Below are 18,265 nucleotides of genomic sequence, written 5' to 3' on the forward strand. Positions count from 1 at the left end.
ACGTTTATATCTTCAACCTTTTCGTCCTGCATGAATTAGTGTTCAATTCTACTATATGATAAACTTGCAAGAAGTTATCTGCTATTTATCTATTAATAAAGGAGCGGAAAAATGAGATGGGCAAAAAGAAAAAAACATTACCCGCCAATTTTGCCGAGCTGGTTAAAACGAATGATATATCTGCCTTAAAAGAGGTATTTGAGCTATGCGAATGGGATGCCCGTGGGGGTTACAGCAAAGGTACCGCCCTCAGCTTCCGGCAAATACCGGATGAGATGGTTTCCTGGCTTGTGGAGCAGGGTGCTGACATCAACGCTGCCGACAACTATAAGCGTACCCCTCTTCATGCTCAGGCTGCAACCTGGTCCGGAAATGTCCCCTTACTCCTTGAACTAGGTGCAGATATGGAAGCTCTGGATTACCAGAATGAGACACCGCTGCACTCAGCAGCTGCTTCTTACAAAACAAAAGTAGTGCGTGATCTGGTGGTACGCGGCGCAAATGTCCATGCAGAAAATAACCGGAAAAACACACCTCTCGCCAAAGGATTATTACAATGCCGGAATATCGATATAGTTCACATGGCAGAAATCTCGCGAATTATGCTGGATGCAGGAGCAGTAATCACGCCGGAGATGAAGGAATCCGTGCGGCGTATCGGCAAGGATTTTGAATTCGTCAGAACAAATTACAATAAAGATCGACTGGATGAAACTGCAAATGCTCTCCTGGAGCTGTACCGGCAATTTGATGTCGAGCCTATAGCGAAACTGCAGAGACATGATGGAATCTCTCCTATCGAGGTAACGGCAACCGCATGGCCCGCACAGCACCAAGAGCTGTGGGATTTTCTCGTCCCTGCTTCAGGACACGCGACAACGGTGCAGGGTGAGGTTATCCGCATCACAGGGCGGGTGTCTCATGAAATCCTTAATAATGGCGGAGGAAACTGGGATGCCGATTACCGTAAAATGCTGGATGCACTGATACGGCATTTTAGCACGGGAACGCCTTTAGAGCCCGTCCTTCTTCAAGAGGCAACATCACTCGCCAAACGGTTCCGCAACATCGCTGGCAATGAGCAACCAGCCAGATTATGCGAGCTGGCGGTGCAATGGGTACTTGCCAATCCTCAGCCTATTTCTATGACACAACCCGATTATTCCCGTTAAGTCTATCCTGAATCCTTAACGTGTCTATTATCTAACTAAAGAAAACAAAGAAACGCCCCGAAGAAAAAAACTTTGGGGCATCAATTTACATGAATTCTAGATCCAACAAGTTTTAAGGATAATGACGAGAAGAATGTAAAGCACAAGAATCGTACCCGTTGATGTCCAAGGATTAATACAAACTGGAGCCTTTTTTTGTTCTTGAACGCCCCCAACACAGTTATACCCCATTTAAATCCCTCCCTAATTAATTTTTTCAAATTTCACAACAGCATATGACTATGTATCATCAAGTGATTGGGCATTAAACAACTTTGCCGCTTGTATCTAAGTCTATGATTCAATTCATTTTCTTTAACTTGACAAGCATACATAACTTTATGCTAATATAGACAAATCAATAACGTTGATATATCATCTATTCTTCAATTAGGAGAGATCATATGGATTCAAGAGAACCTTTAGGTTTGGTCATTCGAGATTTGCATTTAGAAATAGCAAATTATTTAACAAAGTTACTTGCTCCTTTTCGACTTGCACCTGAACAGCATCTACTTATGGCTCTGATGCTTGAGAAAGAAGGTCTATCTCAGAACGAGATTGCTGCTAATCTTGGTAAGGACAAAGCCAGTGTTGCCCGAATGATCGCCAGCTTAGAGAGCAAAGGTTACATACACAAAGTAACAAGTGCGCAAGATCGCCGAGCGGTAAATGTATATGTAACAGAAGAAGGACGGAAATTAGAGAATACTATAAATGAGGTGACGGTCAATTTAAACGAAATTATCGAGTCAGGATTATCTGCTTCAGATTACTCAACGTTAAAGACTTTGCTAACACATGTGCTGAATAATGTAAGAAGTGCTTAAAGCATTTCTCTCCCCCATATAGTTGATATATCATCTATCATGCAAAAATAATACGAATCAAAATTCTGAAAAGAGGTTCATCATTATTATGGAATCATCATCAACTGTTCAAGTTAAACGTCCAGCCCTCATGGCCTTCTCGCTTATGTTAGGTGCATTCGTCGGGCTATTTAGTGAAACCGCCTTAAACATGGCTTTTACAAATTTAATGGATGAATTTTCAATCAACGCCTCAACGGTTCAGTGGCTAACCACAGGATATTTACTTGTATTAGGTATCCTCGTTCCAATATCCGCCCTATTAATGCAATGGTTTACCACTAGACAATTATTCACAGCTTCCTTGCTATTATCTATCGTCGGTACATTAATTGCTGCCCTCTCGCCTAATTTCACCTCATTATTAATTGCACGATTAGTGCAAGCCTTAGGGACAGGCTTATTGCTTCCATTAATGACCAATATTATTCTTATTATTTTTCCTGCACATAAACGCGGAACTGTCATGGGAATGATGGGGCTCGTTATTATGTGTGCACCGGCACTTGGGCCTACTCTATCTGGTTTAATTGTAGATCATTTTGGGTGGGAGTATATCTTTTGGATAAGCTTACCTTTATTGTTATTTACATCAGGTTTCGGATTAACATTCATTAAAAATGTAGCCAACATCACAAAACCTAAAATAGATATTTTATCCATCTTGCTTTCTACTTTTGGATTTGGTGGAATCGTCTTTGGTTTTAGTAACTTTGCTGATCATTCTTTGAGTGAAATCATTGTTTTGCTGCCTCTTATTGTTGGTTTCATCAGCTTAATCTTGTTTGTATTACGGCAATTTAAATTGGAAACCCCAATGCTGAATTTACGGGTATTTAAATATCCCATGTTTACGATAGGTCTTATAATGCTCTTTTTAGGAATGATGATCATTTTATCTTCTGCAATTTTATTACCTTTATATTTAAAAGGAGGTTTATTGTTATCGGCCACAATGGCTGGTACTCTACTTCTTCCAGGCAGTGTTATTAACGGGGCTATGGCTCCAGTTACGGGTAGAGTATTCGATAAATACGGTCCGAAATTATTGCTGCCGCTTGGATTTTTTATCGCAACCATTGCTGGTTTTCTATTTACAAGAAACTCTACTGAAACCAGTAGCCTAACCTTTATTTTAATACACTGCGCAATGTTTATCGGATTAGCTATGGTCATTATGCCCGCTCAAACCAATGGGTTAAATCAATTACCCGTGAAATACTATCCGGATGGGGCTGCTGTTATGAGTACACTTCAGCAAATTGCAGGTGCTCTTGGTACAACGTTCGCTGTTACGCTAATGTCTAGCGGACAAACACGATTCGCAAACACACATCCAACCGCTGCACAGCCTGAAATATTAACCGCTGGAATTACACATGCTTACTTATTTATCGCAGCAATTGCAGGTATTGGATTGATTATATCGTTATTTGTGAAGCGTATTCGAGTGTATTGATTTGTATGTGAAAAAGACAGTGGACATGAACTGCCCGCTGTCTTTTTTTTAAGTATAACCCTAAGGCTTTAACTCATATGTTTTTCATAAAAAACTAATGTTAAGTTGTCATTTATTTTTTTGGTTTCCCCCGTGCTTCTATACCCTAACTTTTCATATAAATAGCAATTCCTTTGCTCCTGTATAATACTATCCAGCTCCCATTTCTTTGCATCTTTATATCTCTGTTCAATCATTGCAAAAACCTGCTGGGCAATCCCCTTCCCATGATGTTCTGGCAATATAAAGATGATGCTGACCCGATAAGCTTTATTATCCTTTTTAACGATACGGACACCGCCCACAGCAATATCAAAATACTTAATCATATAATAATCTGCAAAAGACTGATTAATTCGATCCCTGATTTGTTCCACAGATTCATTGGCTGGGCTGGTTTCATAATCTTTATATTTCTCCAGCAATGGCATAAAGGCTTTTACTTGCATTTCATGAATAAACTCTGCGTCGCTCGCGTCTGCTTTACATAAAGAAATCTCCATAAAGTTATACCCCTCCGAAAGTTAGTAAATATATAAGCTGTCAGATATTCTTTTTATCCTCCGGTTTAGAGAAATCTCTAAAAGAGCCCAAGATCCCCGTAAACAGTCCAATTAATCCAATAAAAACGCCTATCCCGCGACGACCTCATAGGCCAATATCACAACTACTCCAAACAATGTAATGTGAAGACCAAAAATTTGAGTTTGTAGCACACTAGGCCGGATAAAATCTAATAATGCTCCTGCGTGAAACATTACAACAACTAGCACAATTAGAGCGGTTAAGATCCATAATCCTAAACTAATCATCCTTACCTCCATTAAAATTTATTATTCACTAGGCACTCCTGATTTCAAATAAAGACACTTGAGCCTCCCGGCTCCAGCGTCTCATCATGTTGATTTATGGTTTGTTTTTGGGAAGGATATAGAGCGTTCCGTCTTCTTTATATTCAGCATAGGCAATATCCTCAATGCAATTATAACCCTGCTCTCTGACGCGTTCCTGAATCTGCTCCTTGTTCATCGATCTGCCCCGCATGGACTCTTCCAGTACCCTGCCTTTATCAATAACTGTTATGGAAAAAGCAGAAGACTGCTCAGCTTCAGACTTGCGCATAACCGATAGAGAGCCGTTCGTTTCAAGCAGAGCATACCGTACTTCACTTAGGGAAAAGATATTTTGTTGCCTCAGCATGAACAGCAGTTGGGTATACTCAATATCGTATTTCTCCAACAAATCCTGATTCACTTTGCCATCGTCAATTAGCAGCACTGTCCGGCCTTCCGCCATGTTCCCGAATTTCACAAAATAGGTGGTCACCTTTTCGAACAGATAAGATAATGCGGTCCAAATAAAAAGAGCAAACAGCAGATGCCAGATCTTCACCTCATCATCATATATCGTATTGCCGACAATTTCACTTAAAATCAATGAAGACAGAAAATCGAGTGGTGTCAATTGACTAAGCGTCTTGCGGCCGGTAATAAAGGTAATGATCCACAAACCAAAAAAGCTGATGACCAATTTGACGCCTATAGATACAAATATCTCCATTGCTGCACCTCCAGATGGGACTCGCACAGGCTCGTTACCCTTTTTACACGAAATCCATTCATGAGAGGTATTACACACTCCTAGTGGGGTATAAACAGCAAAGGATACTCTCTGCAACTTGCCTATGTTGGGATATTTATAAGGAACGTTGTCCCTTTGCCTTTTTCACTATCGACTTCAATAGTTCCTTTCACTTTATCGACGGTACTGTAGACCATAAGCATACCCAGCCCCGTTCCTTCTGCTTTAGTGGAATAATACGGCTTACCGAGTCGCGATATTTCATCTTTAGTCATGCCGACTCCGTTATCTTTGATACTGATCATAATATTTTGTTTTTTTTCAAATATATCGATAAATAGCGTACCGCCATCGGTTTCCTTCATCGCTTCTATACCGTTTTTATATAAATTAATTAGACACTGCTGAATCTGGTTTCGGTCATAGTTTTTATTTAACGAATTATTAAAACTAAATTGGACATCTACTTTGTGCATAGTGGCATAAGGCATTATGATATTTTTAGTATATTCTGATTCTGCCTTCATATTGGAGTAAACCATGTTTTCAGATTGTGGCTTGGCAAAGGAGAGATAATCACTTACAATTTTTTCTGCTCGCTGTAGCTCTTGTAGAGATAACTCTACAAAGCCCTTTTCCTCTGGCGTCATCGTTTTAGATTTATTTAATAGCTGCAAAAAACCACTAGTCACTGTAAGTGGATTTCTGATTTCATGGGATACACTTGCCGCTAGCTCGCTGACGACATTTAATCTTTCCGATTGGACAATCCGTTCCCGATTTTTAATATTGGAGATAATTTTCTCAATCAAAATCATAATGACACTCATCACCCCAACATGAGTTGTCAACGCATTTAATGAAAGAATCCAAAATTGCCTGTCTAAAGAATCCTGAACAAAACCTAAAATTAACAGATAAACCCCCATAATTAGCAAAGCAATCAGACTTGCCGCAATCACACGGCCCTTCGATGGTAATTTTAAAAATCTATTTTTATATAACGGCACCAAAATCAGAATCGCTGTCGCAAATAGAAACGAATAAAATACTCCACCTCCACCCACATAGAATCTGTAAGCATTCAAAATAATATATAGAGGAAGAACGTTCCTATATCCTCCAAACAGTGCCACAATAATAAACGGAATGTACCTCAAATCAAAAATATAGCCAATTTCAAGTCTGATAGGTTTTGCAATACAGAGACTCATGGTCACTGCAGACATAAAAACGAGAATCAATCTATTGTAGGAATAGGCCCGATTCTCAAAGAATATTAGAAATGTTAATACTGGAAAAAGCAAAAACAAAAAATTTAAAAGTAGGGTTTCAAACAAGAGATGACTTCCTTTCAGCCTTTTACTGCGTAAATGAATATATTCAAGGTTATATTAAGAGTTTTAGATCATTACCTAAGCTAACATTATAAGTCACAGTATTGACTATACACTATGTATTTCTCAACCATTTTTCAAATAATCCCAAAAAATCATACTATAGAACCACAATTAGCAAAAAAATACAGACATGTGAAGTCTGTGTGGGGTCATCAATTTTCGTATTCCTGAATATCTAAATTGTAAACTGTACCTTCGTAGTTTTTAAGGGCTCATAAATCTAGAGCTGCCACCTTTCTGTATCTGAGAGAAGGAGAGGATTTCATTGCATCCCATAACCGTAATCGAAATTGTAACGTCGGTTGGGTTTGTCCTTGTCATTTTTGTTATAGTATTAGTTTCACCTACGAGGATTAGAAAACTCGGTTTAATCGTAGCCTCTATATTAACATTACTTTTGCTTTTATCCTTTGCGATTCGTCCCGTTTGGATCCCACCAGAAGGCAAATCTCCTGAGGAAGGAACGCATTCGGAAATGAATCATTAAGTTGTCTTTCACAGAAAACAGCCATCCCCTCAGGATGGCCAGTTTTTATTTCACTAAAAATCCGTTAACTGTGATATAGAGCGGAGTCAAACTAACTTCGCTCGGATCTCCACTTTTGATAATAGCAATGGAGACAGCTATAAGCAATATTTTCCGGAGAAGAAATAAGTACTACAGCCTAAAAACAATTTGATTTCCTGTCTCATTGTTCTTGAAGGGTTTACCATGTTCCCTGAACTCTAATATAACACCTGAAGGATCGTCAGAAAGCGGTGGAGAAATTACGTAATTATAAGAAGCTTGTCCGGTTGAACTTCCGCCATTCATCATTCGACTATCATATTCTTCTCCTATAAACAGCTCGAAAAAGCTATGGTTATGAGAATTTGTTGGAAGCTCAGTTGTCATGTCCCAATCTATATTAAGGGTGACCACACTAGCATTACTATATTGGCGTATAGAGGTCAGTGTATAAAAAAATCCATCTTTCTCAATTGATTTAAGAACTGCAATATGTTTTCTAAAATCAATTGGCTCAACCATCGGTTTAAAATGATCTTCACTTAGCAACATCCCAAATACCGCTTTCAAAAAATCCTCATAGAGCTCATAATTTTCTGCCCATTTAGAGATAGATTCAAACGGTGGGAATCCTGGATTATTATTCGAGATTTCCTTTCGTTGCTTGATCAATGCACATATTTGCTCGTCAATATCCTTAATTTGCAGATCGTAATGTTCGGTTGGTCGTACAAACGGCATCCTTTTCATTTTGAACCTCCTTTTTGCACAAATGCAAAAGAAATCTCAGCTTCACATACAAGCTCACTATTTACTGTTGCGGTGCCTTTGCCTTTTACAATTTCACCTTTCATCCGATTGACTTCGAATTCAAGAAGAAGCTGATCCCCAGGCGTTACTTGGCGCTTAAAACGGGCATTATCAATGCCAACTAATAACCCTATCTTGCCCATCAGCTTCTCGTTTTTGCACATTGTGATTCCGCCTACCTGGGCTAATGCCTCCACAATTAAAACACCCGGCATAACAGGATGCTCAGGAAAATGGCCGCTAAAAAACGGTTCATTAATGGATACATTTTTAATACCTACTGCTCTTTTGTTCTCCTCCAGCTCTATAATTCTGTCCACTAAAATAAACGGATACCGATGAGGAATAAGTTCTACAATCTGCTGTATATTTAGCATAATTCCCGTCTTAGCCTCCTAAAATACTTTTTGGGTAATTTTAACATTAGAAGTGATTTTGTACTACTCAAAAATACCCGGACAACTGGCCTATAACATCACTTCTGGAGATCCTAAAAAAACAACGGCAACCCTGGACTAGAAAATAAAGTCCACGACTGCCGCTTTTTATTGATCTATTGTACCCTAGCTTAAGATTCAACTCGATTAACAAACACCTGTGTCTTTCTCCCTGCTTCAATTCGTTCAGTGAATTTTCCGCCAGTGTATTCCTCTATCACCTTTTTCCAAAAGCGTTGTGCGGGCTCGTTATTATCTATTTGGTAAACTTCCCATTGCCCCTTATGTATATTAAAAATATCTTTTGCAACTAGTCTACCTAATCCTACTCTCCGATACTTTTTTATAATAAAAAACTCTGCAATGGAAAAGTATAAATCATCATCTCTATTTTTTAATTTGACTAAAACGAATCCAGCATTTTTCCCATTCAGAGTTAACAGATATGGGAAATTCGAGTCCTCTGTCCAGTAATCATTGAGAGGATAATCATTAAATTTTCCGTTTTCTTCAAGGTGTAAATCCATATACTCGGAGAAATCATACATATAAAATTGCATTAGGTTGTTGAGGATTTCTTTTTCTTCAAGGGTCGCCCTTTTAATTTGATAGTTCATCTAAAAACCATCCCATATCTATATTTTATCTAATTAGTAACGGACTCTTCTATTTTCTCGGATAAGTTTCTTCGCATCCTTTTGAAATAAAATGATTGTTGTTGTACGCTTCAATGGATTGATTCCCAATTACTTTGCAGTAATATTTTACCACTCAAGAATACTCTCTTTCAACTTTACAAATTTTCACTTTGTAATTTTGGTACCATTCTTTCTTACCTTTCTCCTGAGCAACTTTGTGAGATTGATGCTGTTTCCAGTTCCTAATCGCGTCCAAGCTCTCCCAATAAGAAATCGTAATACCCGCTCCTGAAGAATCCCTGACACTTTCCACTCCTAAAAACCCAGGTTGCCCGGACGCAAGCTGCTCCATTTTTTCAGCCATAAGGTTATATCCGTTATCCCCGTCCGTACGTTGACTTGAAAATATGACTGCATAATAAGATCCATTTGATTCATGAACCATTCCGCTCAAACTCCCCTTTAATCGTAGATGTTTTTATATAAAACAGATTATACTATTATAATTAAGATAAAAATAATGAATATTAATTGTTAGTTTAATGAATTTTTTTCATACATTATTGAGGAGAGAAATCATTATGAATCTTTTAAAATATCAAATTTTCAGTAAGGTAGTTGAGATCGGCAGCATTACCAAAACAGGAGAGATATTAAATTTAACACAATCAGCCATCAGTCATGCGCTTTCTAGCTTAGAAGCTGAATTCGGACTGTGTCTTCTCATAAGAAACAGATCGGGTATCCGGTTAACCAACGATGGCGAACGTTTAATCCCACATATCAGAGAAATCCTGCAACTTAATGAAAAACTCAATCAAGAAGTAGCTGCATTAAAGGGTGTCGAAATCGGAACTGTGAAAATAGGTACTTTCTCTAGTGTATCGATCCAATGGATGCCCCAAATCATTAAACAATTTCAAAATCAGTTTCCACATATTGAAATAAAACTACTTGATGGTAACTACTCTGAAATAGAAGAATGGATTGCCGATGGAACCGCTGACTTGGGATTTGTTAATCTGCCTACTCGAGATGCTTTTCATGTGGTCCCTCTTCAAAAAGATAGGATGGTCTGCATTATGTGGCAGAATCATCCTCTCGAGCGCCAATCAACCATCCGCCTTGAGCAATTGATTGATGAACCTTTTATCATGCCCATTGCGGGTTGTGACACCGATGTAAAGCGAATTTTCTCGCAAAATAAACTCACACCCACGATCAAATATGAATTAGAAGATGATCATGCCATAATAGCCATGGTACAAAATGGTTTAGGGTTAAGTATTCTCCCAAAAATGATTTTGTCCCATCTCCCCGACAATGTATGTTATCGCCCATTGGAAGGCGAGTATTATCGTTCTATTGGTATTGCAGCCGCCTCCATTAAAAATGCCTCTCCAGCGGCAAAAAAACTAATTGAATTCATAACACAATGGATCACCAACGTGCCCATCCCTCCGCATTACCGTGATTTATGAGATGGCTCAACGCGCTGTCTGTAACGGCAAGCTTTAAGGCTATCCTTCGCAGAGTAGTCCCTTTTTTGATCCAGCATTAACGTTAGCGTCAGGGGAAACGATTCTTCACTATGTATCTTTTGAGAAATTCACAACTCCCGGGACACGATAATTTGCACAACATAGAGAACAGCCTGCTGGCTGTTCTCTATCGCTGTCTGCCTTAGAAGCACGTGAACGAGCTAATCCGATTCAAATCAATGCCGAAGTACGACCAGAAAAAACCGTTCCATCTGAACCCTGCAATAGAATTACGTCCGACGAATACCGGAAAGAACCAGAATTGCTCGCCGTTGTTCAGCCAAATGTATGTGTTGCGGAACAGGCAGCGTCTGATCCCGCCGGGATCAATGGCAAATGTGGTAGACGACATTTGTGGCACGAATTGCGGTGGAGGAGCCGTCGGCGCTTGAACGCCTCCCGGTGCACCCCCCGGAAATTGTCCGGGGGTTCCACCCGGAAACCCTGGTCCTCCTGGCACGCCAGGTCCGCCTGGTCCGCCTGGTCCGCCTGGGAATCCTGGAAATCCTCCGCCGGCACCCGGTGTTGGAAAAAATCCCATATGTGATCGCTCCTTTCAATGAGTAGGCATAATCATCATATGCATTCGCGGAGAGAGCGTTTGGGCGCAATAGGCGTTTTTTCAAAAAATGAAAATCAACAATAAGATCTAACATAGGCACTATCAGAAACCTAACTTGCCTCTACTTATGGTACGTTCAGCGCATTAGATAAACTGACCAATTACACTCAGCTTTACCTGCAGAATTTATTCCGTCCACATCACTTTACTAAGTTCTTAACTTTAATATTGAATCTTCACTGATGTGATGTAGATGCCTGGTCAGCCTTCACACAATCAATAGCGACAACGAATGCAATCATGAGCGTCTCCATCTCATCCTTCAATATTTGAACCTTATAGCTATCCCCCCAAGTGAACCATTCCTTGTTCACTTTACCGATGACTACACCATGCTGTAAAACCTGAAAATCCATGTCCCACCAGTTACCATGTACCTCAATGTCAGCCGCATCAATCGTATAACGTGCTTTAAAGAAAGAAAACTCCTTCTTAATCGTCAACACCTCTCGACCATCTACTTCTACAAAAAACTTTGGTAAAAAACTGAACACTTTTTTCGTAATAAGTGCGACTTCATCTCTTGTTGTATTCATGATGGAGAATGTCTTGGGAATTTGCATAAAACTGCCCTCTACGTAATAGACATCTTGCTCCTGCTGATTCTTTACCGTGAATTTACCACTTAGACTGAATACCTTTTGTTTTATATAAAGTTGCTTCATTCTAAGCCTCCTATCGTTCCTCTTAGTTAACATCATTTTAGACAAATGTTATAGTTGTTTTGTCATAATAAAATCTATTTGTTCTTCTTCACCCATATAAAAAGAATGAGTTCCTGTATGAACAAACTTCATTTTTTCATAAAAGCTAATAGCGTTTTTATTTTTTTCCCAAACCCCTAACCAAATCTTCTCTTTATTACATTGTACCGCTATTTCTATAGCTTTATTTATTAGATATTTCCCAAGCCCCTGTTTATGAAATTTTTTTCTAATATAGATCCTCTCGACTTCAAGTGAATCGTTACCCATTACTTCAGATTGAGCATCCTCGGTGTTAACCTTTAAATACCCAGCGATTTCTTCATTAAAATAAATAAAATAGAATTCTGATGAGCTATCCGACAATTCTTTTTCTAATTGTTTTAAGTTAAATGCTCTATCCAGGTAGGCCTTCATATTTTCAGGTGAATTTTGATTACTAAATGTCTCATTAAATGTTTCAACACTAATTCCTTGAAGTGAACCTAGATCTTCGACCGTGCACTTTTTTATATTGATAGCCATATTGTTTTCTCCTTTTAAAATATCAATTTACAAATAAACTCTTATTTCGAGCTCTAATTATATGGTGTTATGCAGATGTGACAGGAAAATAGTATACCATAATTGTTGTATTTGCAACAAAAAAACTAAGGATTTACCATTCATTCTACCTATTAGCGTATTGGGGTAATCAGTCTCTATACGGCAGTCAGAACTCCAAAAGGGGAAGCGAACGAGGTTTTGGGGATTCGATGATGGATGACGGTTACTTTCGGACCCAGTTGATGTTATTTGCGAATATTTCGGTTTTGAAGCAAGGTTTCGGACCCCAGTGCAGTTATTCCCCCGAAAAGGCTGCTTTCGGGGTGTTTTTCAGGCTAATAACGGCTATGCGGTCCGTTAGGATTCCAAAAGTGAGATATGACGCGTCTAAGGGGCATCTGAGTCCGTTAGATGCTTCCGGGCGCGCAAATGTGATCCAAGAATGTGTGGCTTGGGGATTCGATGATGGAAGATGGTTACTTTCGGACCCAGTTGATGTTATTTGCGAATATTTCGGTTTTGAAGCAAGGTTTCGGACCCCAGTGCAGCTATTCCCTCGAAAAGGCTGCTTTCGGGGTGTTTTTTAGACCAATAACGGCTATGCGGTCCGTTAGGATTCCAATAGTGAGAGATATGACGCGTCTAAGGGTCATCTGAGTCCGTTAGATGCTTCCGGGCGCGCAAACGTGATCGAAGAAAGTGTGGCTTGGGAATTCGATGATGGAAGATGGTTACTTTCGGACCCAGATGACGTTATTTGCGAAGATTTCGGCTTTGGAGCAAGGTTTCGGACTCCAGTGCAGTTATTCCCCTGAAAAGGCTGCTTTCGGGGTGTTTTTCAGGCCAATAGCGACTATGCGGTCCGTTAGGATTCCAAAAGTGAGATATGACGCGTCTAAGGGGCATCTGAGTCCGTTAGATGCTTCCGGGCGCGCAAACGTGATCGAAGAAAGTGTGGTTTGGGGATTCGATGATGGATGGCGGTTACTTTCGGACCCAGATGACGTTATATGCGAATATTTCGGCTTTGGAGCAAGGTTTCGGACTCCAGTGAAGTCATTCCCCTGAAAAGGCTGCTTTCGGGGTGTTTTTTAGACCAATAACGACTATGCGGTCCGTTAGGGTTCCAAAAGTGGGATATGACGCGTCTAAGGGTCATCTGAGTCCGATAGATGCTTCCGGGTGTGCAAATGTGATCGAAGAAAGTGTAGTTTTTTTTGGGGGATAGCGGAGGTGACAAAAGTAGAGGGTTCTTGATGATGGAGGAAGCAAACGAAGTTTCAGGATTCGCGGATGGAGAAAACGAGCGACGTTTGGGGGACGATGATGGAGCAAAAAAAATGAGGTGCCCCAGCAGCCATTTTCGGCTTTTAGGACACCCATCCTTTCCGCTGTGCGCATAAAGCGCAGTATGGTGGACTGGTAAGAGCCCGGTTAAAGCCATCTCATAAATCTTTTTTTAGATAGTTTAATCTGATTACTTTCGGCCCATGCGGTTAGTTCTTTCATTCCCTTGTATTCTTCGTCAAGAAAACTAAAACATAATTTATAGGGAGGAAATTTGTGATCTACAGGTTTAATGCCTATTACGGGTATGAAATAGCCCTTTACATAAATATTATCAATTTGATTCGCTTGAATTTCTTTGTTTTCTACTATTATAGCGTCCGGATGAATTCGAACCTCAATGAACTTTCTAATCGTAATGATCCTATAGAGCAATATGATTACAACAATCAGACAGAAAGCCGACCATATATAACCAAAATAAAGTAATACTTTATACTCCATATTATTTCTGGTATTTAACATTAGTATGCCACTTGAAAAAATCATAGAAAACAGAAGCGACATTAACGACGGACGACTCACCTTATAAGCACCTATATTTTCCATAACCCCCTCACTTTCTCAGACTATTATAGCTTACTATATTTCATAAATTATGGATATGGCACTTCTTTTTAATCCACAGGAATCTCAATGACCTTGTTATATTCCTTCATATAATGTATTCCTTCTATCAGAATACTTTCAGGTTTCGTTTGTGTATCAAATAATAAGGTGCGTTCCTTCATGAGTTTACCGTTCGTTTGTTCTGACTCTTTTTGATTAATTGTTGTTTTTAAAGCCGTGTTTTCGTTAGCATTTTCTATAGACACACCATCCAGCATTACATCCTCATCTGTAGCAATAGTTACTTCAATCCCTTGAGCGGTCTTGGTCACATCTTTAATCCATAATTCTTTATCCCCTAGTAGAATCGGCTCATTACTATCAGCATTTAGAGGATACTTCTCTTCCAGCTTCTGATATCCAACAAACTCTTTAACAACCAGCTGCAATGAATGTAATTCTTTTGGCAAGGTGTCATAACGAATATCAAATGATCTCCCACCCAGCGAGGTTTTATTGCTACTACCTAATATTTCTACAGGCTTTCCATTGGCAATTAATTGAATGCCTTCTAACCCTAATCTTATTCGATCGAAATTCTCGACATTCATACTCCCTTTAATCACAGTCATGGTGGGTGTGGCCGTGATCGACTTGAAGGTAATTGATCCTTTGTCGGCTTTGACCTTTTTATTAATCGACTGTTTGATCTGAGTCACCATCGCTTGATTTGGATTATAAGAAAACGTTATGCTCCCTTCACTCATCTGCCCTTTCTGTGGAGGTCCCCAGTAATGAAGTGTTAGTTTTTTCGAGAATGGGCTTACGCTATCAAATGTCATCGTGCCTTTTATTTCTGTATGTTCGTCGTTGATTAAAGATACGCCGCTTCTTATGTTGGAATTCGTGAGAAACCCTTCTATTTTTGAAGGACTAAAATGATCTCCCGTCTCCTCTATTCCCTTAGGATTGTTTAACGTGTAATACACAATAAATTGATTGGCATCTGCCATAATTCCGTTAATCGTAAGTTCTGTTCCATCTGCTAACGTCGTCTTTTTGTCTATGCTTTGTCCCATTCCTTGTTCATTGAGTTGTTGTAAAGTTCCCTCTAACACCTCATCAAAACCAAATAACTTTTTTCCATAATAAGCGAAGGCATTATAGCTGTTTCCAGAAACTACTATCACTAATATAATGACGGCTGCAATCTTCCAGAGGGGCGAGCTTTTTCTTTTTATTCTTTTTGGAGGTGCCGAGTCTAAAGCATTTCTTAATCTCATTTCTAAACCCTCAGGTGCAGTTATGGACTCTAAGTTCCTCTTCTCATCCACTAATCGTTGTTCGACGTTATTGTTCATCAACATCACCTCTGTAATGATTTTTCAGCGTTTGTAATCCATTGTAGATCCTTGATTTAACAGTTCCGATCGAGACCTGTGTGATCTCAGCTATCGTTTGATAATCGAGATCATGAAAATATTTCAATTGAATTGCTTCTCTTTGCTGCTCGTTCACATGTAACAATAACGCCTGCATATCCATTTGCTGTTCACTTTTATGATAAGGATCGCCTGATGTAACATCGGCTTTTTCCTTCTCGTCAGTGATGCTCCAGTCCTCTAATAACACCAGCTTGCTTCGCTTATGAAGTTGCCTTTTACAGCCGTTTACCAAAATCGTCTTACTCCAGCTGTAAAAAGACTCCTCTTTCTTAAGTCGGTCAATCTTCTCGTATAACGTAACTATCATTTCCTCCATGGCATCCATAGCATCATGCGCATTTCCCATATAGCTGTACGCAAGCCTATAAAAAATATCTTTTTCATACATGATTAATTGCAGCAAAACTTCTTTATTTCCCTTTTTAGCTTTTTTCACCAATCGAACAACATCCATGCCTTCACCTCTCTCCCCTATATGAGTCAGGAGCACTGTAAAAAGTTCATCTTCATAAAAAATTTTTATATATCGTGAACTATTCAATCCACCTAAACTGTAATATTCAGGAAAATTTCACTCAGACATACCCAAATCTAGTTGATTTTAAACGCTTCAATGTAATAGAATGAACTAATCTAAAAAGAAAAGGATGGGCATAAGCAATGCCGTTTAAAGAACCTCGTACACTTAGTAAAAGATCTCTGCTATTCTTCTCTCTCATTATGCTTGTAAAAAGCTATTTTGCCTGGTACTTTCTATTTGAAGATGGCCCTACTTGGACCACTTGGCTTAAAGAAATCCCTTTTGTACTTCTAGTCTTTTGCTTGATTGAATGGTTCGCTACGAAACGAAAAATTGCAATTTACATGCTTGTCAATGTATTGATTACTACTCTATTTTTCTCATTAATTGTATATCATAATCATTTTGGCATCATTGCTACTTCGCAAGTATTAGATCAGGTCAAACAAGTGGGAGCCGTAAAGAAAAGTATATTTTCGGTCCTTCGTCCTCAATATATGCTTATCTTTGTGGATATCATTGTCATCAGCTTGGTGATGTTTAGAAAACAGAAAGCGCTGGATTGGAAAAAAGCTATGTCGCGCAAAAGTAACCGTAAAGCGGTGGCAGTCCTGTTCTGTATTTCCATCATCATTTGTGCAATGAATATTTTTCCAAACCGTGCCAGTATGAACGAAACGATTAAAGCGGAACAAATGGGCATTCTTAATTATGAAGCCTACTCTCTGCTAGCTGATCAAGAGGAAGAACAAATTGACGTTTCTGAGATTACGCAATCCACTATTGATAAAACTAAAGGAATTCAAGCTAGCTCTAATCCGGTTTTATTTGGAGCCGCCAAAGGAAAAAATCTAATCATTCTGCAAATGGAGTCTTTCCAGAACTTCTTAATCAATCTAAAGATTGATGGACAAGAAATCACACCAAATATGAACAAGCTTGCCGCCAGCAGCTTCTACTTCCCGCGTTTCTACCAGCAGGTTGGACAAGGCAACACTTCAGATGCAGAGTTTATTGTGAACACTTCTTTTTATGTACCCCCTGATGGTCCAGCTACCCAAATGTACGCTCCTAAAGAGCTACCAAGCTTACCCAAGCTGTTGCAAGCACAAGGTTACGATACGGCAACATTCCATACGAACGAAGTCGACTTTTGGAACCGTGGTGAGCTTTATAGTGCTTTGGGATTCAATCGTTATTATGATAAAACTTACTTCGGGGAAGAAGACACTGTATTCTATGGCGCTTCTGATGAAGTTTTGTATGAAAAAACAGCTGCAGAGCTGGCAAGAATGGATCAGAATGAGCAACCTTTCTACTCCCATGTAATTTCGATGTCATCTCATAATCCGTTCTCCATCCCAGAGGATAAATACAAAATGACACTTCCAGAGCGATTCGAAGGAACGCTTGTTGGCGATTATATTCGGGCTCAGAATTATGCTGATTATGCGCTGGGACTTTTTATCGATGAGCTCAAACAAAACGGTGTGTGGGATAACAGCTTGATCGTATTGTACGGGGATCATCGTGGACTGCCTATCTTCTCTCTAAAAGAGGATGATCATCTCCTACTGGAAGAGATTCTCGGCCATGAATATTCGGAACGTGAATTGATTAATATTCCGTTGATCATGTCAGCGACAGGGATTACAACTCCTAGTGTAAAAGAACAACTAGGCGGGCAAGTGGATATTTTACCTACCGTATCTAATTTATTGGGTGTCTCTCTTGCAGATCATATTCATTTCGGACAAGATCTCTTGAATCAATCAACTTATAACTTACTACCACAACGGTATTACTTGCCTACAGGATCTTTCGTAAATAACGAAGAGCTCTTCTTATCCGGCAGTGGCTTCGAGGATGGCCAGCATTATACTTTATCTGGTAACGGCAACCAACCTCTGCAATCCACAGAAGACGAATTCGAGCGTGCCTTACAGCTGCTCCATTTGTCAGACAGCTATGTTACACAGCTACCGGATAGAGTTATTGAAGAATAAGCTGCAATGTATAGCAAAAAAGACTGTGCTCAC

20 protein-coding genes are annotated in these 18,265 nt (G+C 39.4%); 5 read left to right on the top strand and 15 right to left on the bottom strand.

Annotation, left to right across the window (positions count from 1 at the left end):
- The first annotated feature begins 116 nt into the window (after window positions 1–116).
- A complete protein-coding gene (locus MHI25_RS20155; RefSeq protein WP_076190631.1) occupies window positions 117–1,172 on the top strand; it encodes an ankyrin repeat domain-containing protein in 1,056 nt (351 codons plus the stop codon).
- Window positions 1,173–1,268: 96 nt separating this feature from the next.
- On the opposite strand, the gene MHI25_RS20160 is transcribed toward MHI25_RS20155, so the two are convergent.
- The gene (locus tag MHI25_RS20160; RefSeq protein WP_232061537.1) at window positions 1,269–1,349 is read right to left on the bottom strand and encodes a YjcZ family sporulation protein; all 81 of its coding nucleotides are present in this window, start codon (window positions 1,347–1,349) and stop codon (window positions 1,269–1,271) included.
- Window positions 1,350–1,615: 266 nt separating this feature from the next.
- Between MHI25_RS20160 and MHI25_RS20165 the strand changes: the two genes are divergently transcribed.
- Together MHI25_RS20165 and MHI25_RS20170 are read left to right on the top strand one after the other, a co-directional pair.
- Window positions 1,616–2,041, top strand: coding sequence for a MarR family transcriptional regulator (locus MHI25_RS20165; protein ID WP_076183004.1), 426 nt, complete (start codon window positions 1,616–1,618; stop codon window positions 2,039–2,041).
- Between the two features lie 88 nt (window positions 2,042–2,129).
- Window positions 2,130–3,539 carry an MDR family MFS transporter gene (locus MHI25_RS20170; protein WP_339168612.1) on the top strand — a complete coding sequence of 470 codons (1,410 nt, stop codon included), beginning with the start codon at window positions 2,130–2,132 and terminating at the stop codon, window positions 3,537–3,539.
- Between the two features lie 68 nt (window positions 3,540–3,607).
- Here the strand turns inward: MHI25_RS20170 and MHI25_RS20175 are convergent, their stop codons facing one another.
- The 8 genes from MHI25_RS20175 to MHI25_RS20210 all read right to left on the bottom strand — a co-directional run bounded on the left by MHI25_RS20175 (window position 3,608) and on the right by MHI25_RS20210 (window position 9,397).
- Complete coding sequence (locus MHI25_RS20175) at window positions 3,608–4,081, bottom strand: GNAT family N-acetyltransferase (protein ID WP_339244114.1); 474 nt, start codon at window positions 4,079–4,081, stop codon at window positions 3,608–3,610.
- Between the two features lie 129 nt (window positions 4,082–4,210).
- Complete coding sequence (locus MHI25_RS20180; RefSeq protein ID WP_339168617.1) at window positions 4,211–4,390, bottom strand: hypothetical protein; 180 nt, start codon at window positions 4,388–4,390, stop codon at window positions 4,211–4,213.
- A gap of 94 nt (window positions 4,391–4,484) precedes the next feature.
- Window positions 4,485–5,138, bottom strand: a complete 654-nt coding sequence (locus tag MHI25_RS20185; protein WP_339168619.1) for a DUF421 domain-containing protein — start codon at window positions 5,136–5,138, stop codon at window positions 4,485–4,487.
- 122 nt (window positions 5,139–5,260) lie between these two features.
- Window positions 5,261–6,499, bottom strand: a complete 1,239-nt coding sequence (locus tag MHI25_RS20190) for an ATP-binding protein (protein ID WP_339168621.1) — start codon at window positions 6,497–6,499, stop codon at window positions 5,261–5,263.
- A gap of 718 nt (window positions 6,500–7,217) precedes the next feature.
- Entirely contained in the window at window positions 7,218–7,817 is a 600-nt protein-coding gene (locus MHI25_RS20195) for a chorismate mutase (RefSeq protein ID WP_076190619.1), read from the bottom strand.
- The gene (gene fabZ, locus MHI25_RS20200; protein WP_076127337.1) at window positions 7,814–8,254 is read right to left on the bottom strand and encodes a 3-hydroxyacyl-ACP dehydratase FabZ; all 441 of its coding nucleotides are present in this window, start codon (window positions 8,252–8,254) and stop codon (window positions 7,814–7,816) included. Before fabZ ends, MHI25_RS20195 begins: the two co-directional genes overlap by 4 nt.
- 191 nt (window positions 8,255–8,445) lie before the next feature.
- Window positions 8,446–8,931, bottom strand: coding sequence for a GNAT family N-acetyltransferase (locus MHI25_RS20205; protein ID WP_339168624.1), 486 nt, complete (start codon window positions 8,929–8,931; stop codon window positions 8,446–8,448).
- A gap of 154 nt (window positions 8,932–9,085) precedes the next feature.
- Window positions 9,086–9,397, bottom strand: coding sequence for an antibiotic biosynthesis monooxygenase (locus tag MHI25_RS20210; protein WP_339168626.1), 312 nt, complete (start codon window positions 9,395–9,397; stop codon window positions 9,086–9,088).
- A gap of 136 nt (window positions 9,398–9,533) precedes the next feature.
- On the opposite strand from MHI25_RS20210, the gene MHI25_RS20215 reads away from it, so the two are divergent.
- The gene (locus MHI25_RS20215; protein ID WP_340394087.1) at window positions 9,534–10,433 is read left to right on the top strand and encodes a LysR substrate-binding domain-containing protein; all 900 of its coding nucleotides are present in this window, start codon (window positions 9,534–9,536) and stop codon (window positions 10,431–10,433) included.
- A gap of 202 nt (window positions 10,434–10,635) precedes the next feature.
- Here the strand turns inward: MHI25_RS20215 and MHI25_RS20220 are convergent, their stop codons facing one another.
- From MHI25_RS20220 to MHI25_RS20245, 6 genes are all read right to left on the bottom strand, one after another.
- Window positions 10,636–11,034: a collagen-like protein gene (locus MHI25_RS20220; protein ID WP_340394089.1), complete on the bottom strand. Its 399-nt coding sequence runs from the start codon at window positions 11,032–11,034 to the stop codon at window positions 10,636–10,638.
- Window positions 11,035–11,291: 257 nt separating this feature from the next.
- The gene (locus tag MHI25_RS20225) at window positions 11,292–11,780 is read right to left on the bottom strand and encodes an LURP-one-related family protein (RefSeq protein ID WP_076183031.1); all 489 of its coding nucleotides are present in this window, start codon (window positions 11,778–11,780) and stop codon (window positions 11,292–11,294) included.
- A gap of 48 nt (window positions 11,781–11,828) precedes the next feature.
- Complete coding sequence (locus MHI25_RS20230; protein WP_076127348.1) at window positions 11,829–12,344, bottom strand: GNAT family N-acetyltransferase; 516 nt, start codon at window positions 12,342–12,344, stop codon at window positions 11,829–11,831.
- A 1,455-nt stretch (window positions 12,345–13,799) separates the two neighbouring features.
- On the bottom strand, window positions 13,800–14,261 hold the full coding sequence (locus MHI25_RS20235) for a hypothetical protein (protein ID WP_076127354.1): 462 nt from the start codon (window positions 14,259–14,261) through the stop codon (window positions 13,800–13,802).
- Window positions 14,262–14,329: 68 nt separating this feature from the next.
- A complete protein-coding gene (locus MHI25_RS20240) occupies window positions 14,330–15,622 on the bottom strand; it encodes a DUF4179 domain-containing protein (RefSeq protein WP_340394091.1) in 1,293 nt (430 codons plus the stop codon).
- Complete coding sequence (locus MHI25_RS20245) at window positions 15,612–16,160, bottom strand: sigma-70 family RNA polymerase sigma factor (RefSeq protein ID WP_076307649.1); 549 nt, start codon at window positions 16,158–16,160, stop codon at window positions 15,612–15,614. Before MHI25_RS20245 ends, MHI25_RS20240 begins: the two co-directional genes overlap by 11 nt.
- Before the next feature lie 206 nt (window positions 16,161–16,366).
- Here MHI25_RS20245 and MHI25_RS20250 point away from each other — a divergent pair, with 206 nt between their 5' ends.
- A complete protein-coding gene (locus MHI25_RS20250) occupies window positions 16,367–18,232 on the top strand; it encodes an LTA synthase family protein (protein WP_076218177.1) in 1,866 nt (621 codons plus the stop codon).
- Window positions 18,233–18,265 lie beyond the last annotated feature (33 nt).

The organism is Paenibacillus sp. FSL E2-0177, from assembly GCF_037992975.1.
Taxonomy (GTDB): Bacteria; Bacillota; Bacilli; order Paenibacillales; family Paenibacillaceae; genus Paenibacillus_AQ; species Paenibacillus_AQ odorifer.

What these genes read in the sequence shown, in the direction of transcription:
- MHI25_RS20155 (WP_076190631.1), top strand. Translation starts at nt 117, where the DNA reads ATGGGCAAAAAGAAAAAAACATTACCCGCCAATTTTGCCGAGCTGGTT.
- MHI25_RS20165 (WP_076183004.1), top strand. Translation starts at nt 1,616, where the DNA reads ATGGATTCAAGAGAACCTTTAGGTTTGGTCATTCGAGATTTGCATTTA.
- MHI25_RS20170 (WP_339168612.1), top strand. Translation starts at nt 2,130, where the DNA reads ATGGAATCATCATCAACTGTTCAAGTTAAACGTCCAGCCCTCATGGCC.
- MHI25_RS20175 (WP_339244114.1), bottom strand. Translation starts at nt 4,081, where the DNA reads ATGGAGATTTCTTTATGTAAAGCAGACGCGAGCGACGCAGAGTTTATT.
- MHI25_RS20180 (WP_339168617.1), bottom strand. Translation starts at nt 4,390, where the DNA reads ATGATTAGTTTAGGATTATGGATCTTAACCGCTCTAATTGTGCTAGTT.
- MHI25_RS20185 (WP_339168619.1), bottom strand. Translation starts at nt 5,138, where the DNA reads ATGGAGATATTTGTATCTATAGGCGTCAAATTGGTCATCAGCTTTTTT.
- MHI25_RS20195 (WP_076190619.1), bottom strand. Translation starts at nt 7,817, where the DNA reads ATGAAAAGGATGCCGTTTGTACGACCAACCGAACATTACGATCTGCAA.
- fabZ (WP_076127337.1), bottom strand. Translation starts at nt 8,254, where the DNA reads ATGCTAAATATACAGCAGATTGTAGAACTTATTCCTCATCGGTATCCG.
- MHI25_RS20205 (WP_339168624.1), bottom strand. Translation starts at nt 8,931, where the DNA reads ATGAACTATCAAATTAAAAGGGCGACCCTTGAAGAAAAAGAAATCCTC.
- MHI25_RS20210 (WP_339168626.1), bottom strand. Translation starts at nt 9,397, where the DNA reads ATGGTTCATGAATCAAATGGATCTTATTATGCAGTCATATTTTCAAGT.
- MHI25_RS20215 (WP_340394087.1), top strand. Translation starts at nt 9,534, where the DNA reads ATGAATCTTTTAAAATATCAAATTTTCAGTAAGGTAGTTGAGATCGGC.
- MHI25_RS20220 (WP_340394089.1), bottom strand. Translation starts at nt 11,034, where the DNA reads ATGGGATTTTTTCCAACACCGGGTGCCGGCGGAGGATTTCCAGGATTC.
- MHI25_RS20225 (WP_076183031.1), bottom strand. Translation starts at nt 11,780, where the DNA reads ATGAAGCAACTTTATATAAAACAAAAGGTATTCAGTCTAAGTGGTAAA.
- MHI25_RS20230 (WP_076127348.1), bottom strand. Translation starts at nt 12,344, where the DNA reads ATGGCTATCAATATAAAAAAGTGCACGGTCGAAGATCTAGGTTCACTT.
- MHI25_RS20235 (WP_076127354.1), bottom strand. Translation starts at nt 14,261, where the DNA reads ATGGAAAATATAGGTGCTTATAAGGTGAGTCGTCCGTCGTTAATGTCG.
- MHI25_RS20240 (WP_340394091.1), bottom strand. Translation starts at nt 15,622, where the DNA reads ATGAACAATAACGTCGAACAACGATTAGTGGATGAGAAGAGGAACTTA.
- MHI25_RS20245 (WP_076307649.1), bottom strand. Translation starts at nt 16,160, where the DNA reads ATGGATGTTGTTCGATTGGTGAAAAAAGCTAAAAAGGGAAATAAAGAA.
- MHI25_RS20250 (WP_076218177.1), top strand. Translation starts at nt 16,367, where the DNA reads ATGCCGTTTAAAGAACCTCGTACACTTAGTAAAAGATCTCTGCTATTC.